Annotated in this window: 13 protein-coding genes; all 13 read left to right on the forward strand. The window is 38.3% G+C overall.

The window, feature by feature from the left end:
• Positions 1 to 219 precede the first annotated feature (219 nt).
• On the forward strand, positions 220 to 1,671 hold the full coding sequence (locus tag BKP57_RS17940; RefSeq protein WP_050352330.1) for a S41 family peptidase: 1,452 nt from the start codon (positions 220 to 222) through the stop codon (positions 1,669 to 1,671).
• A 247-nt stretch (positions 1,672 to 1,918) separates the two neighbouring features.
• On the forward strand, positions 1,919 to 3,118 hold the full coding sequence (locus BKP57_RS17945) for a PDZ domain-containing protein (RefSeq protein ID WP_232231227.1): 1,200 nt from the start codon (positions 1,919 to 1,921) through the stop codon (positions 3,116 to 3,118).
• Between the two features lie 642 nt (positions 3,119 to 3,760).
• Complete coding sequence (locus BKP57_RS17950) at positions 3,761 to 4,321, forward strand: YkoP family protein (RefSeq protein ID WP_156875378.1); 561 nt, start codon at positions 3,761 to 3,763, stop codon at positions 4,319 to 4,321.
• 16 nt (positions 4,322 to 4,337) lie between these two features.
• Entirely contained in the window at positions 4,338 to 5,468 is a 1,131-nt protein-coding gene (locus BKP57_RS17955; protein WP_050352333.1) for an MGDG synthase family glycosyltransferase, read from the forward strand.
• Positions 5,469 to 6,267: 799 nt separating this feature from the next.
• Positions 6,268 to 8,250 carry an excinuclease ABC subunit UvrB gene (gene uvrB, locus BKP57_RS17960; RefSeq protein WP_050352334.1) on the forward strand — a complete coding sequence of 661 codons (1,983 nt, stop codon included), beginning with the start codon at positions 6,268 to 6,270 and terminating at the stop codon, positions 8,248 to 8,250.
• Positions 8,251 to 8,254: 4 nt separating this feature from the next.
• Complete coding sequence (gene uvrA, locus BKP57_RS17965; protein ID WP_072742096.1) at positions 8,255 to 11,131, forward strand: excinuclease ABC subunit UvrA; 2,877 nt, start codon at positions 8,255 to 8,257, stop codon at positions 11,129 to 11,131.
• Between the two features lie 210 nt (positions 11,132 to 11,341).
• Complete coding sequence (locus tag BKP57_RS22335; protein ID WP_156875379.1) at positions 11,342 to 11,479, forward strand: hypothetical protein; 138 nt, start codon at positions 11,342 to 11,344, stop codon at positions 11,477 to 11,479.
• A complete protein-coding gene (locus BKP57_RS17970) occupies positions 11,476 to 11,829 on the forward strand; it encodes a YojF family protein (protein ID WP_072742097.1) in 354 nt (117 codons plus the stop codon). The genes BKP57_RS22335 and BKP57_RS17970 overlap by 4 nt, the downstream gene beginning before the upstream one ends.
• Positions 11,830 to 11,852: 23 nt before the next feature.
• On the forward strand, positions 11,853 to 12,521 hold the full coding sequence (bshB2, locus tag BKP57_RS17975) for a bacillithiol biosynthesis deacetylase BshB2 (protein ID WP_050352337.1): 669 nt from the start codon (positions 11,853 to 11,855) through the stop codon (positions 12,519 to 12,521).
• A gap of 52 nt (positions 12,522 to 12,573) precedes the next feature.
• Positions 12,574 to 12,768 (forward strand): PspC domain-containing protein, encoded by a 195-nt coding sequence (locus BKP57_RS17980; protein ID WP_050352338.1) that lies wholly within the window; start codon positions 12,574 to 12,576, stop codon positions 12,766 to 12,768.
• A 5-nt stretch (positions 12,769 to 12,773) separates the two neighbouring features.
• The gene (locus BKP57_RS17985; protein WP_082241010.1) at positions 12,774 to 13,124 is read left to right on the forward strand and encodes a phage holin family protein; all 351 of its coding nucleotides are present in this window, start codon (positions 12,774 to 12,776) and stop codon (positions 13,122 to 13,124) included.
• A gap of 405 nt (positions 13,125 to 13,529) precedes the next feature.
• Positions 13,530 to 14,465, forward strand: coding sequence for an HPr(Ser) kinase/phosphatase (gene hprK / locus BKP57_RS17990; protein WP_050352340.1), 936 nt, complete (start codon positions 13,530 to 13,532; stop codon positions 14,463 to 14,465).
• A gap of 11 nt (positions 14,466 to 14,476) precedes the next feature.
• Positions 14,477 to 15,361 carry a prolipoprotein diacylglyceryl transferase gene (gene lgt, locus BKP57_RS17995; protein WP_050352341.1) on the forward strand — a complete coding sequence of 295 codons (885 nt, stop codon included), beginning with the start codon at positions 14,477 to 14,479 and terminating at the stop codon, positions 15,359 to 15,361.
• Positions 15,362 to 15,390 lie beyond the last annotated feature (29 nt).

Genomic DNA, 15,390 nt, shown 5'->3' on the forward strand with positions numbered 1-15,390 from the left:
AAAGGATAAGGAGTTAAATTGGAAATGCATCTTTTTACAATGAATGCTAACAGCAAATAATGTACTATTTTATTTGAATACAGGTATATTACTTATTTTTTTACAACATATGTTAAGCTAGTGAGGGGTAAATTTATAAGTATGCCAATGAATCTTAGCTGAAATTTGTGTGTGCTGCAGGAAGATAGTTTCAAATGTTAAACGAGTTGAGGTGGAAGAATGAAATTAAGGAAGTTACATATTGTACTGCTTTTTATACTAGCGTTGGCTGTTGGTCTAGTTGGTGGTTTTGCAGGTGTGAAACTAGCCCAGAAGACAGTACCGGCTGCTCAGCAGTCCATTGATTTAAGTGGCGATTCAGAATCCAATGAATCCGTACCTGAAAATATAGAAAAAATAGATCAAGCCTTTCAATTAATCAAAGAAAACTACTTGGAAGATGTTGATGACAAGCAGTTGACAGAAGGTGCTATTCAAGGGATGCTTTCAACGCTGGAGGACCCATACAGTTCTTATCTTGATGCAGAAACAATGAAGAAATTCAATGAACAGATTGAGTCTTCCTTTGAAGGAATTGGAGCAGAAGTGAATAAGGTGGGAGATGTTTTAACCATTGTAGCACCTGTTAAGGATTCTCCGGCGGAAAAGGCAGGATTAAGACCGAATGATCAAGTGCTTAGAGTAGATGGCGAAAGCCTAGAAGGGCTTAGCCAAAACGAATCGGTTGCGAAAATACGGGGAGAAAAAGGAACCGAGGTGGAATTAACCATTCGCAGATCAGGTGTTTCTGACCCATTTAAAGTAGCGATAGTCAGAGATACCATTCCACAAGAAACGGTATACAGTAAGATAACAAAAGTAGACGGCAAAAAAACAGGCATTTTGGAAGTAACCAATTTTTCCGAGCGCACAGCTCAAGAGTTTAATGAACAGTTGAAGAAAATGGAAGATGACGGTATTGAAGGTTTAGTTATTGATGTTCGAGGAAATCCTGGTGGGCTGTTAAATGTCGTTGAAGATATGTTAAAGCAATTTGTCCCAGAAGATATGCCTTATTTACAAGTAGAGGATCAAAATGGGAAAAAGACACCATATTACTCTGATTTAAAACAAAAGAAAGAATACCCAATTAGTGTGCTTATTGATGAAGGAAGTGCTTCTGCTTCTGAAATATTAGCTGTGGCAATGAAAGAAATGGGCTATGATGTAGTGGGCCAACCAAGCTTTGGTAAAGGAACCATTCAACAGGCGGTCCCGCTAGGAGATGAAAGTACAATTAAACTCACCTTCTCCAAATGGTTGTCACCGAAAGGCAATTGGATTCATGAAAAAGGTGTTGAACCAACTGTAAAACAAAAACAGCCCGCATATTATTATACAAGCCCTGTACAAATTAAGGATCCATTGACGCAAGACCAAACTGGGGATAAAATTAAAAATATACAAGTGATGCTAAAAGGGTTAGGTTATGATCCAGGACGTACAGATGGTTATTTTAGTGCAAAAACAGCAAAAGCAGTAGAAGCTTTTCAGCAAGATAATGATTTATCCTCATCTGGTAATATAGACGAAAAAACAGCCAAATTGATTGAAACGAAAGTGATTAATAACATCCGTGAAGGAAAAGATGATCAACAGCTGGAAACAGCATTGAAAGAAGTGTATCAGTAATTTATGTTCAATAATCAATCCGCGAGTACCCCTCGCGGATTTTTCCCAGATAGACTTATACGTTACGCGGGCAATAGTAGTGATGTCAGCAAAAGTATTTGCCTGAAGATTCACTTTATTAACGTAAACGAGATGGTAGCAAAGCAGACAGAGAAAATATGATTAAAAAAACGACGCCAAAGTTAAAAGTTAGGCTTGGCTTGTGAATTTATTGCAATGCAATTTTGGCACTGAGGTGATAAACTTGTTGGAATCATGGTTATTGGAAAGTGCAAAAGGGATAGGAAGATTATTTTTAAATCCTTTATTTTATTGGGCATTTATATTGATTATTTTTACAGGAATAAAGCGGATTAAACGAGAAAGAGAAGATTTCGGCATTAAAGTTTATGATTTGTTCTCCGAATGGAAATATACTTGGGGAGTTTCCATTATCATGGGCTTGTTCATTTCTGCCTATACGATAGGCGTAGGTGTAGTGCTTACATATCCTGTTATTTTGCTTCTGGGTGCAGTTGCTATCCTGCTCAGTCTAACTGGTAGGCTTAGTCTACTATCGGCAAGTTATATCATCGGGATAGCCTATTTGATCTTATTGTTTGTACCCAAATGGGTAGATTTACAATCCATACTACCTTCTTCTATGAGTATGAATATTCATTTCTCAGGATTAACCAGTTTATTAGCCATATTGCTGCTTGCAGAAAGTATTATGTTATTTCGTGCAAGAAAGGGTTTGACCTATCCAGAGCTGACACTCAGTAAGCGAGGGGGCTGGGTTGGACAACATCACTTAAAGAAAATGGCTGTCATTCCTTTTTTTACACTTATCCCAACAGGTTCACTAACTCCTTTTGCAGACTATTGGCCTTATTTTACTTTGAATGATGAAACGTATAGTCTCATTCTTATCCCGTTTCTGCTTGGCTTTGATCATATTGTACGTGCTCACGAACCTTCAATAGCAGCTACAGAGCTTGCTCGGTCTACATTGTTACTAAGTTTATTAGTAGGTATATTTGCTTTTAGCAGCATTTATTATTCTGTTTTTTCGCTTATAGCAGTTTTGTGTGCTATTTTGGGAAGAGAGCTGATAAATTATCGTTATCGTATAAAAGAACAAAATAAAGCAGGCTATTTTCAATCAACAGATCAAGCATTAAAAGTGCTCGCTGTGCTCCCAGATTCGCCAGCTGATCGCCTGGGGATAAAAGCCGGTACATTTATTACTAAGGTGAATGGCACAAGAATTAATCAACTCGAAGCATTCTATCATGCTTTGCAAACAAGTGGAGCATTTTTCAAACTAGAAATCATCAATAAAGAAGGAGAAGTGGAATTGCTACAAGGGGCATGGTATCAAGGTGATCATCATGGATTAGGTTTATTTTTTACCTCTCCCCCACACAACAAACAAATCAATAATACAGCAGAGGCTGAAGGATAACCTTGATAGTTATTTTGCATAAGAAGGTTACTTCCCATACACAAGTAAATATTGTGCTAGGAGAGTGCTTCCATCTTTTACCTACTAGAACCTGATTTATTTCTGATATGAATACAGAAATAAGTCAGGTTTTTCTTAAAGAATAAGAAAGTATAAACTTAGGTGCTTATGGATAATGAAATAACCGAATAGTCACGTCCAGCGCATGAGCCCAGCAACGATGCGACTTCACGAATCGCCCTACGATAAGTCATCATCGGTTCGTCGCTAAGGGGAAGGCCGACTAAAAACGGGCTTGCCGCTCAGGCGTCGGCATACCCCTGGTTTTAGTGGCATGATTCCTAAATCTTTAGTTGATTCGTTCCATTCGCTACGTTGCTAAACGGGCGCCCTGCGCCTTTGTTCTTGGGCTCGTATTTTAAAAGATAGTGGAATGGGGGACGACGCATCGATAAGGATGCTTTGTTCATTGATATGGGGGATGGTTTTTAACACCATTATTATATATTTTTCTGTAAGGAGGTATCTTATTTCTGCTTTATGTATTACTGTGTGCTTTTATTCTCATATTTAATACAGTAATAATATTGAAAAAATGATACAAGCTAGTAAAGAAAAAGAAGTGTTGGAGTTGAGTACCTCATGTTCATTAGGAATTTCTTATTATATTTCTGGGGGAGTATCGACCCTGTTTATTTTGCTTGTTCGAGATTAACGTATATTGTTGGACCTAATCAAAAAAGAACGTTACTGCGAGCTCGATTAACTAAATATAAAGGGGCAACAGTGATTCTTTCTGATGGAACAGTAGTAGAAAAAAATGACGTGTTAGTCAAAATACATTTACACAATGTCAAATTGCTTAAAGAATTGTGCAATCAGTCCAATGATATAAAACGAGCTGTTACTATTTATCATAGTGTAAAACAAGCGATGCCAAGCTTGGCATCGTATATAGAGACACACCCTGAATATGGAAGAGTAAAGGGAATTATCGGTATTACAAACTTGTCTAAAGGAGCAGAGAAACTAGGATTTGAAAAAAAGCCTCTACAAAATGTATTTTATCGTACATTTAAAAAGGCAACTTTATTTCCTATCAATATCCTAACGGGTAAAAAAACAATGAAACCTGTTTATTTATTTATGTCAAAAGGAAATTTATTAATGAGATACGGAAATCAAAATAAACGAATTTACTGACGATGGGATGAAACCAATGAAGCAACTACAACCATTAGACGCATTATTTCTTCCTTTTTTACAAATTCCAAGTGGACACCATCATGTAGCAGATGCTTTAATAGCCGAATATAAAAGTATACACCCAAGCCACCATTACGAAAAAGTGGACATATTTGGGCATGGATATAAAAATCTGGAAAAACTAGTGTCTTCGACGTATTTGACATGGATTAAGTACTTTCCTAAAGGGTATGATCGATTATATTCTTACTTGGTGTATAGACAGGCAGCGGAAAAGAGAACAAGACAGTGGCATTATGAGTCTCTATTTCGTCCAGTACTGCAAAAAGTCTTGAAACAATCCGAACCGAAAATACTGTTTTTTACACATGCGTTACCTTCCAATATGGCGAGTATTTTAAAACAAAAAGGAAAGTTACACGCCATTACGGTGAATGTGTATACGGACTTTTTTGTAAATTCTTTGTGGGGGATAGCAGGGATTGACTACCATTTGGTCCCTACATCCTCTATGAAGCAATTTCTATTGCAATCAGGAGTACAGGACAATAAGATTTTTGTTACAGGTATTCCCATACATCCTGACTTTTATTGTACATATAGTCAACAAAGTAAACAGGCGAGCCGCCAATTATTAGTATCAGGCGGGAGTTTGGGGACAGGAGGTATGGAGCGTTTGTTGGCAGAGGTTCATTTATCCTCAGATACACATGTATATGTATTATGTGGTCACAATGAACAATTATATCAAAAGCTTGTTTCCAAAAATGATCGTCATATAACCCCATTACGATATTTGACTTCAAAACAGAGAATAAATCAATTATATGAGCAGGCCGATGCTGTTATTACTAAACCAGGTGGTGTTACTGTAAGTGAGTGCCTCATAAAACGGAAACCGCTATTTATTTACGACGCATTACCGGGGCAGGAGAGGATTAATTTACATGAATTAACACGTTTAGGTTTAGTACAACAAATAGATAAAAACAAAGCCATTGGAAAGCAAATAGCCGATTACTTTTCTGATCATCATAAGCAACAGCAGTTTTATAAACAGCTGAATCGCTACTTTCAAAATATGGAGACTGATTCTGTTGCAACCATCATTGAACAGATAACAGCGGAGGAGCGCAGGGTCTAAAAGGATATTTTTATGTAGGCGGATAAGGATGTTTATTCATGGTAAAGATAAACATTTTCCAACGGCTACATCAAGCGGGATATGATTTCAACTGTAGTTTGTTTAAGTAGACAATCGAGTAAATCTACCCCTTTTCTGGACATAAACATTGCTTTATCTCCTTATGAAAAAATTCAAACGAGGGCATGGATTTCAGCATACTTAAAAACTTAAAAAATAATGATTGCTAGGTAAAAGCACGCAGCGCGAAACCTGTTTGCGCTGCCTATTTTAGTGGGAAAATGTATCAGAGCATTGCTATAGTTAACTTAGCATGCGTATTTTACACCTGTGAATAAGGCACAAATTTTTAATAAGCCCTAATCAGTGAAGAAGGTATTGGTGACATTAGGAATGGTTACTCATGTTTTTGCCATCACTGATTTGAAATAGTGTAAAATCATGAGTAAAATAAGTTGATTGTATATTTCCTTTATCCCGTTTCAGGAGTTGGATAATCTTGTACTGCAAAAAGCTAAGTGGGAGATAACAGCACCTAAATGCCCTATTTCGTAAGCAGTCTTTAGATCATACCATTACGGTACTAACAAGCCGTGGGGGATGAATGCCCCCCTCTGATTGAAGATTCACTTTATCAAACCGTAAGGGAATTATACGATGGAGGAAAGGGAATGACTGTAAAGACTAGTGATTCTATATGTTTAAAATAAAAATCGAATATCTGTTCGTTTTTCTGTTAACATAAATAGGATTTATGATAGAATAAGTATTAGTTAATGACGGATCGGAGGAGAAGCTAGTGGAAAATAAATTTGAGCTAGTTGCCAACTATGAACCAAAGGGCGATCAGCCCCATGCGATCAGAGAAATTGTGGAGCGAATAAAGGCTGGACAGAGACACCAAACGTTACTAGGTGCAACTGGTACAGGGAAAACCTTTACGATGTCCAATGTAATTAAAGAGATAAACCGGCCAACGTTAGTGATTGCACATAATAAAACATTAGCCGGTCAATTATATAGTGAGTTTAAGGAATTCTTTCCAAATAATGCGATAGAGTATTTTGTTAGTTATTATGATTACTATCAACCTGAAGCATATGTGCCGTCAACAGATACGTTTATCGAAAAGGATGCGAGCATTAATGATGAGATCGATAAACTAAGGCACTCCGCTACATCTGCACTGTTCGAACGACGAGATGTTGTAATTGTAGCAAGTGTATCGTGCATTTATGGTTTAGGTTCTCCAGAAGAATATAAAAGTCAAGTACTTTCTATTCGAACAGGTATGGAAAAGGATCGCGATCAATTGCTACGTGAACTTGTGGACATTCAATATGCCAGGAATGATATCAATTTCCAACGCGGTACCTTCCGAGTTCGCGGAGATTCGGTAGAAATTATTCCAGCTTCTAAAGAAGAACACTGTATTCGAGTCGAATTTTTCGGGGATGAAATCGATCGAATTCGTGAGGTGGACGCTCTAACCGGTGAAATTATTGGCGATAGAGAACATATTGCTATATTTCCGGCATCTCACTTCGTAACCCGAGAAGAAAAATTAAAGCTGGCCATTAAAAATATTGAAAAGGAATTAGAAGAGCGCTTAAAGGAGTTGCGTGACCAAGGCAAATTGTTGGAAGCACAGCGTTTAGAGCAGCGAACAAAATATGACCTAGAAATGATGCATGAAATGGGATTTTGCTCTGGAATCGAGAATTATTCACGTCATCTTACTTTACGAGAAGCGGGGGCAACACCATATACATTACTTGATTTCTTTCCAGAGGATTTTTTAGTTATGATTGATGAGTCCCATGTCACATTACCGCAAATACGCGGTATGTTTAATGGGGACCAGGCTCGGAAACAAGTACTTGTAGATCATGGTTTTAGATTGCCATCCGCATTAGATAATCGCCCCCTTCGTTTTGAAGAATTCGAAAAAGCAACCAACCAACTCGTATATGTTTCAGCAACTCCGGGTCCATATGAACAGGAGCACTCTCCAACAATGACGGAACAAATTATTCGTCCAACTGGCTTATTGGATCCTGAGGTGGAAGTACGACCAATTGAAGGACAAATTGATGATTTAATTGGAGAAATCCATATACGTTCGGAGAAAAATGAACGTGTGCTTGTTACAACATTAACGAAAAAAATGTCCGAAGACTTAACAGATTATTTAAAAGAGCTGGGTATAAAAGTTGCCTACTTACATTCAGAAATTAAAACATTGGAACGAATCGAATTGATTCGTGATTTACGCGTTGGCAAATATGATGTTCTAATTGGCATAAACTTATTACGTGAAGGGCTTGATATTCCCGAAGTATCGTTAGTCGCTATATTAGACGCGGATAAAGAAGGTTTTTTACGTTCGGAGCGATCGCTTATTCAGACAATGGGACGTGCTGCGCGTAATGAAAATGGGATGGTTATTATGTACGCAGATAAGATGACCAACTCGATGCAGGTTGCAATTGATGAGACGTACCGCAGACGGGAAAAACAGATAGCCTATAATGAAAAATATGGCATTACACCTACAACAATTAAGAAAGATGTACGAGATGTCATACGGGCAACTGTTGCAGCTGAGGATCAAGAAACCTATGAAAGTAAAACGAAAAGCGTTAGCAAGCTAGCAAAACAGGATAAAGAAAAGGTCATTGCCAATATGGAAAAAGAAATGAAAGAGGCTGCGAAAGCATTAGATTTTGAAAAAGCAGCTGAACTTCGAGATATAATACTTGAACTGAAAGCAGGAAGGTGATCAAATGCCTAGTAAATATATTACGATTCAAGGGGCTAAGGCTCATAATTTAAAAAACATTGACGTAAACATACCAAAGAACATGCTGGTCGTCCTCACCGGACTGTCTGGTTCAGGAAAGTCGTCGCTCGCTTTCGATACAATTTATGCAGAAGGACAAAGGCGGTATGTAGAATCTTTATCGGCTTACGCAAGGCAATTTTTAGGACAAATGGATAAACCGGATGTAGATGCTATTGAAGGTCTTTCACCAGCGATATCTATTGACCAAAAGACAACGAGTAAAAACCCGCGCTCAACAGTTGGAACAGTTACGGAAATATATGATTACTTGCGATTATTATTTGCGCGCATCGGGCACCCAACCTGCCCGAAACATGGGGTGGAAATTACTTCACAAACAGTAGAGCAGATGGTAGATCGAATTATGGAGTACCCGGAGCGGACGAAAATGCAAATTTTAGCTCCGGTAGTTTCAGGGAGAAAAGGCGAACACGTTAAGGTGTTTGAAAAATTAAAGCAAGAAGGTTACGTTCGGATTCGCGTAGATAAAGAAATGCGTGAAGTTACCGAAGAGATTAAGCTAGAGAAGAATAAGAAGCACTCCGTCGAGGTCGTTATCGATCGGATTGTCGTGAAGGAAGGGATCGAGGGGCGATTAAGTGATTCCATCGAGACCGCTCTAGCTTTAGGCGAAGGGAAAATCATGGTTGATGTCATTGGACAAGAAGAAATTACATTTAGTGAAAATCACGCTTGTCCAATTTGCGGGTTTTCCATTGAAGAATTAGAGCCACGCCTCTTTTCGTTTAATAGTCCGTATGGTGCGTGTCCGACTTGTGATGGATTAGGTACAAACTTGGAAGTCGATTTAGACCTAGTCATCCCCAATTGGGATAAATCATTAAATGAGCACGCACTTGCACCTTGGGAACCGATCAGTTCGCAATATTATCCTCAGTTGCTGAAAAGTGTTTGTGATCATTATGATATCGATATGGATATACCTGTGAAGGATATACCGAAAGAGAAAATGGACAAAATTTTATATGGTAGCGGGAAAGAAAAAATTCATTTCCACTATGTAAATGACTTTGGAAATGTACGTGATAACCATATTATGTTCGAAGGGGTCGTGCATAATGTAGCAAGGCGTTACAAAGAAACGAGCTCTGATTTCATTCGTGAAAATTTAGAAAAATATATGGCGCAAAAGAACTGTCCTACATGTAAAGGATACCGTCTGAAAGAAGAAGCATTAGCAGTTCGAATTAATGGCAAACACATTAGTGAAGTGACTGATTTTTCAATTGTAGAAGCGCAAAGCTTTTTCCAAGCCTTAGATTTATCTGAAAAAGAAATACAAATTGCCAAAATGATCTTAAAAGAGATATCTGATCGACTGGAGTTTTTGAATAATGTGGGCTTGGACTATTTAACGTTGTCGCGATCATCAGGAACCCTCTCTGGTGGAGAAGCTCAGCGTATACGCTTGGCGACGCAAATTGGTTCAGCATTAACAGGAGTTCTCTATGTGCTCGATGAACCTTCTATTGGTTTACATCAGCGTGATAATGACAGATTAATTGGAACGCTGCAACGTATGCGAGATCTTGATAATACACTTATTGTTGTGGAACATGATGAGGATACGATGCTGGCTGCTGATTGGCTGATTGACATCGGACCAGGTGCCGGAGAGCATGGGGGAGAAATTGTTGCGAGCGATACACCAGAAAAGGTCATGGATAATGAACAGTCATTAACGGGGCAATATCTGTCTGGTAAGAAATTTATTCCTTTACCTGCAAAAAGAAGGAAGAAAGACAAGCGTGTCATTGAAGTGGTAGGGGCTGAGGAAAACAATTTACAGAAGGTTTCAGCGAAATTTCCAATTGGCTTGATGACCGTCGTTACCGGAGTATCTGGCTCGGGAAAAAGTACGTTAGTTAACGAAATATTATATAAGGCATTAGCTAAAGAGCTTTACACCGGAAAGCATAAACCTGGAAAACATAAACAAGTAAACGGAATAGAGCATATTGAAAAGGTCATTGATATAGATCAATCACCAATCGGTAGGACACCACGGTCAAATCCTGCCACATATACAGGAGTATTTGACGATATTCGGGAAGTCTTTGCGCAAACAAATGAAGCGAAAGTTCGAGGGTATAAGAAGGGTCGATTTAGTTTTAACGTGAAAGGTGGTCGTTGTGAGGCTTGTCATGGCGATGGCATTATCAAGATAGAAATGCACTTCCTTCCAGATGTCTATGTTCCATGCGAAGTTTGCCATGGTAGCAGATATAACCGGGAAACGTTGGAAGTGAAGTATAAAGGAAAGAATATTTCCGAAGTACTCGGTTTAACCATCGAAGAGGCACTGGAATTCTTCGCTAATATACCGAAAATAAAGCGGAAGCTACAAACCATTTTTGACGTCGGACTTGGCTATATCAAGCTCGGCCAGCCAGCAACAACTCTATCTGGAGGAGAAGCACAGCGTGTTAAGCTGGCAAGTGAATTACACCGACGATCCAATGGTAAATCTTTTTATATTTTAGATGAGCCAACGACTGGGCTGCATGTGGATGATATTAGTCGTTTATTAAATGTATTACAGCGATTGGTTGATAACGGCGATACGGTTTTAATTATTGAGCACAATTTAGATGTTATTAAAACAGCTGATCATATTATCGATCTTGGTCCTGAAGGCGGTGCGGGGGGCGGCAAAATTATTGCTACAGGCACGCCGGAACAGATTGCTAAAAAAGAGAATTCCTATACAGGAAAATATTTAAAAAATGTTTTAGAACGGGATAGGCAGCGGATGGAAGCTTCCATCAAAAGAAAAGAGCAATTAGCAACAAAGTAATATGTAATCCAAAAGTAAGCAGAGCGTGTTAAAGTTTAGGGAATTTTCCTATGCTTGAAGCACGCTTATTGATTTACAAAAGCTGTTTCCTTCTATTTTATACTGAATGTAGTGGTGTCTCTTTTTGGAAATTCGACAGCCAATAGCCCCTACTGAAAGTCATGTTTTGCATCTGAGGAAATGGAGGCACTTTACTTCCACGAAAGTGAAATGTATTCCACTTTGGGTTTAGAAACGATTGATTTTTCTAAAATCAGTGTTACTAAAGCGGCATGTGTTTATGCTTTGACCATTTCTGTTTCATTCGATAAGCTAAAGGGAGCAGAAAATGGGGAGGAACCACAATGAAACCAATTCAAATCGAACTAGTACAACAGTGGTTGGATAAATTTATAAATCAAACAGTTTATATTCATGTAGAAACGACAAATGGTGCATATGCTAGTCATTTAGATGAAAAAGCATATAATGTAGGCGCATATGTTAGAAATGTACAAATTACTTATAATCAGGCTAAAATTGTAGGAGAAGGAAACGCTTATCGGGTCGGCTTAAAAACGAACAATGGCTGGATTTATGCAGAAGGACTAACAGACTGGACGATCCATGAAGGGTCGAAAATTCTACTTGCTGGACATGATCGTGATGGACGATTAATGGTAGCATTGCAAATTAGTGAAACGCCATTTGACTATTAATTTTGAAGAAACAGGTGATAAAAATGGAAAAACATGTTGTTGTTATATTGCCTCACCCAGATGATGAATCGTTTGGCTCTGCTGGATCCATTGCAGAATTCCGTAGTCAGGGAATTCCAGTGACTTATTTATGTGGAACGCTTGGTGAGATGGGCAGAAATATGGGCAATCCACCATTTGCCAATCGAGAAACGTTACCAGAGATTCGTAAGCAAGAGTTGAAAAAGGCATGTGATGTGTTAGACATGAATTTACAGATGCTAGGTTATCGAGATAAAACGATCGAATTTGAAGATCGTACAGAAGTAGCTAACCATTTGCAGCATATTTTAGAAGAAATAAAGCCAAGTCTAGTTATTACGCATTATCCTGGTTATGCAGTACATCCAGATCATAATGCACTTGGAGCAGCTGCTATTCAAGCTGTCGAGCAGATGGAAGAAGATCACCGCCCGGTTGTTTGGGCACAAGCGTTTGCCAGAGGCTTTCAAGAAAAGTTAGGTGATCCAGATGTCATCAATGATGTAGAAGCTTATTTTGAAACGAAAATGGATGCGATCTTATGTCATCAATCGCAAGCAGGTGGCATTATAGGTGATTTAAAGGACTATAAGGCATTAGGCGCAGACGTTTTACAAGAAGCGAAAACTCGATTTGGAAAAGAAACATTTTATATTTGGAAATTCCAATAATCTAGTCTTGACAACAGAAGTTATGTATCCAAAATGAATGGAGGCAATGTTGATGAAAAGGTTATACCGTTCAGAAACTAATAAGATGGTAGCAGGAGTATTAGGTGGATTAGGAGAGTATTTTCGTATTGACCCCACTATTTTAAGGCTCTTATTTGTTGTTGTATTGTTTATGAGTTTTTTTACGGTAGCTATTATTTATCTAGTTGCTGCGGTCATTATTCCAGCTGAAGGGGAGATCCGTTAAACATGATGAGATGGCTTTTATCTATCGTCCTGAACGCCGTGGCACTTATCGTCGTTGCCCAGCTATTTGATTCTTTTCATTTAGAAGGTTTTGGCACAGCTGTGTTGGCGAGCCTCATTCTATCGATTTTAAATATCCTTGTAAAGCCCATTTTAGTTATATTGACTTTACCTGTTACCATGCTTACTTTAGGGCTCTTTCTATTTATTATTAATGCGATTACGCTTATGATGACACAAGCAGTAATGGGCAGCTCCTTTGTTATCGATGGATTTGGCACAGCTGTTTTGGCTGCGATTATTATTTCGATTATTAATGTGTTATTAAATCGGTTAGTGCAAGACTCTTTTAAGTAAAGAGAAGGAGAATCATCTTCAAAAATGATATAGCAGAAAGTATACAAAATCTTTTGGCTGATAGAGTTGGTTTTTAATATGTACGAAAAACATAACACCATGTATAAATTTGGTTGACTAGTCTGTCCCTACCTGATTAAGGAAAAAAGGTTTTAATGGATCGTAGGCATATTTGTCTACGATTTTTACACGGGATGTGCTACAATGAAGAAAACTTTTGCTTCGTTAAATATACGGCGAAGAATTGTTTTCCATTACATATGCAAAGGGTAAGCATTATAAATTGACACTCTTTACTAAATGTCATTATATTTTGTAGAATACAACAAAGTAATGTTACGCTACGTGAAATGTAGTTGCTTACTTATAGCAGGTTGCCGTTTAGCACAAGGAGGATAATGAACAATGTCAACAGTTCGCACAAAAGATTTACTAGAAAATTTTAATCTAACACTAATGGCGGGAAAAGATGGCTTGTATAGAGAAATTACGACTGGAGATATTTCTCGACCGGGCATTGAAATGACGGGTTATTTCAAATATTATCCTAAAGAGAGACTTCAACTAATAGGAAGAACAGAAATGGCTTATTTTTTGGAACTCAGTGATGAGGAAAAAGCCAGTCGAGTAGATCAACTATGTACAGATATTACTCCGGGGATAGTAGTTACAAGAAATATGGAAATTCCTCAAGTTATGATTGATGCCGCTAACGAATCAGGCGTTCCTATTTTGCATTCTAAACAAAAAACAACGCGAGTTATTAGCAGATTAACCAATTTTCTAGAAGCCAAATTCGCTCCATTTACTGCTATACATGGAGTTCTCGTTGACGTTTATGGAGTCGGTGTGCTTATCATGGGGCAAAGTGGAGTAGGGAAAAGTGAAACAGCCCTAGAACTCGTAAAGCGGGGGCATCGGCTAGTTGCTGATGATAGTGTAGAAATTCGTCAGGAAGATTATGATAGCTTAATTGGGAATTCGCCTCCATTAATCGAGCATTTGCTGGAAATACGGGGACTAGGAATCATTAATGTAATGACATTGTTTGGAGCAGGATCTGTACGAAACTATAAAAAAATTTCCCTAATTATCAATTTGGAGAATTGGGATCAACATAAGCAGTATGATCGTCTTGGCTTGGATGAAGACAAGATGAAGATTATGGATGTGGAGTTACCAAAAGCGACGATTCCAGTTCGACCAGGACGAAATCTAGCTGTCATTATTGAAGTTGCAGCAATGAATTTTCGTCTCAAACGGATGGGAGTCAATGCGGCAGAAGAGTTTTCTGAGCGATTAACAAGTATGATTGATCAAGAGACGGATCATCACTTGTAAGGAGGAAAAATATGAGCTGTTCAGCAGAACCACTAGACAGAGTATTTTTGCAAATAGGGTCTTTTCCCATTTATTGGTATGGCGTTATTATTGCTGCTGGAGCCTTTTTAGGTCTTCTATTAGCGAACCGTGAAGCAAGTCGAATTGGGATGAAAAAAGATATTATGGTTGATTTAGTGGTTTTTGCTATTCCAATTGCCATTATTTCAGCAAGAATTTATTATGTCATTTTTGAATGGGATCAGTATGCAGGTGGAAGCTGGACGGATATAGTCGCCATTTGGGAAGGCGGAATCGCGATTCATGGTGCGCTAATTGGTGCTGTTTTAACAGCTATTGTCTATGCTCGTGTGAAAAATGAATCGTTTTGGCAATTAGCAGATATTGCTGCTCCAAGTCTTATTTTAGCACAGGCAATAGGGCGTTGGGGCAATTTTATGAATCAAGAGGCACATGGAGGACCTATTTCTTCAGCTGCATACGAAAGTTTCCATCAATATTTACCTGATTTTATTATGAATCAGATGTGTATTGATGGTGTTATGTATCATCCAACCTTTCTATATGAGTCGGTTTGGAATATCCTAGTCTTTGCATTACTACTGCTGTTAAGGAGATTTAACCCTCTTCGTGGTGAAATTTTCTTAAGCTATGCGATTATGTATTCGATCGGACGTTTCTTCATTGAAGATATGCGTACAGACAGTCTGTATGTTTTTGGTGACCTGCGTCAGGCACAAGTTATTTCGATTGTGATTATACTAGTTGCGCTTATTTTAATCATTTATCGTCGTAGAACGTCCCAAGTCCGCTATTTGGATATTATGAGAGAACAATCGCTCTCAAAGAAAGCAAAATCTGCGGCGGCTAAGAACAAGAAGAAGAAAAAGAAATAAGATTTATATAACCGTTGTTCCGTATGTAA

The sequence above is a fragment of the Virgibacillus sp. 6R genome (genome assembly GCF_001895305.1).
Taxonomy (GTDB): Bacteria; Bacillota; Bacilli; order Bacillales; family Amphibacillaceae; genus Virgibacillus; species Virgibacillus pantothenticus.

Coding starts and splice junctions, on each gene's coding strand:
- BKP57_RS17940 (WP_050352330.1), top strand. CDS start 220: ATGAAATTAAGGAAGTTACATATTGTACTGCTTTTTATACTAGCGTTG.
- BKP57_RS17950 (WP_156875378.1), top strand. CDS start 3,761: ATGTTCATTAGGAATTTCTTATTATATTTCTGGGGGAGTATCGACCCT.
- BKP57_RS17955 (WP_050352333.1), top strand. CDS start 4,338: ATGAAGCAACTACAACCATTAGACGCATTATTTCTTCCTTTTTTACAA.
- uvrA (WP_072742096.1), top strand. CDS start 8,255: ATGCCTAGTAAATATATTACGATTCAAGGGGCTAAGGCTCATAATTTA.
- BKP57_RS22335 (WP_156875379.1), top strand. CDS start 11,342: ATGTATTCCACTTTGGGTTTAGAAACGATTGATTTTTCTAAAATCAGT.
- BKP57_RS17970 (WP_072742097.1), top strand. CDS start 11,476: ATGAAACCAATTCAAATCGAACTAGTACAACAGTGGTTGGATAAATTT.
- bshB2 (WP_050352337.1), top strand. CDS start 11,853: ATGGAAAAACATGTTGTTGTTATATTGCCTCACCCAGATGATGAATCG.
- BKP57_RS17980 (WP_050352338.1), top strand. CDS start 12,574: ATGAAAAGGTTATACCGTTCAGAAACTAATAAGATGGTAGCAGGAGTA.
- BKP57_RS17985 (WP_082241010.1), top strand. CDS start 12,774: ATGAGATGGCTTTTATCTATCGTCCTGAACGCCGTGGCACTTATCGTC.
- hprK (WP_050352340.1), top strand. CDS start 13,530: ATGTCAACAGTTCGCACAAAAGATTTACTAGAAAATTTTAATCTAACA.
- lgt (WP_050352341.1), top strand. CDS start 14,477: ATGAGCTGTTCAGCAGAACCACTAGACAGAGTATTTTTGCAAATAGGG.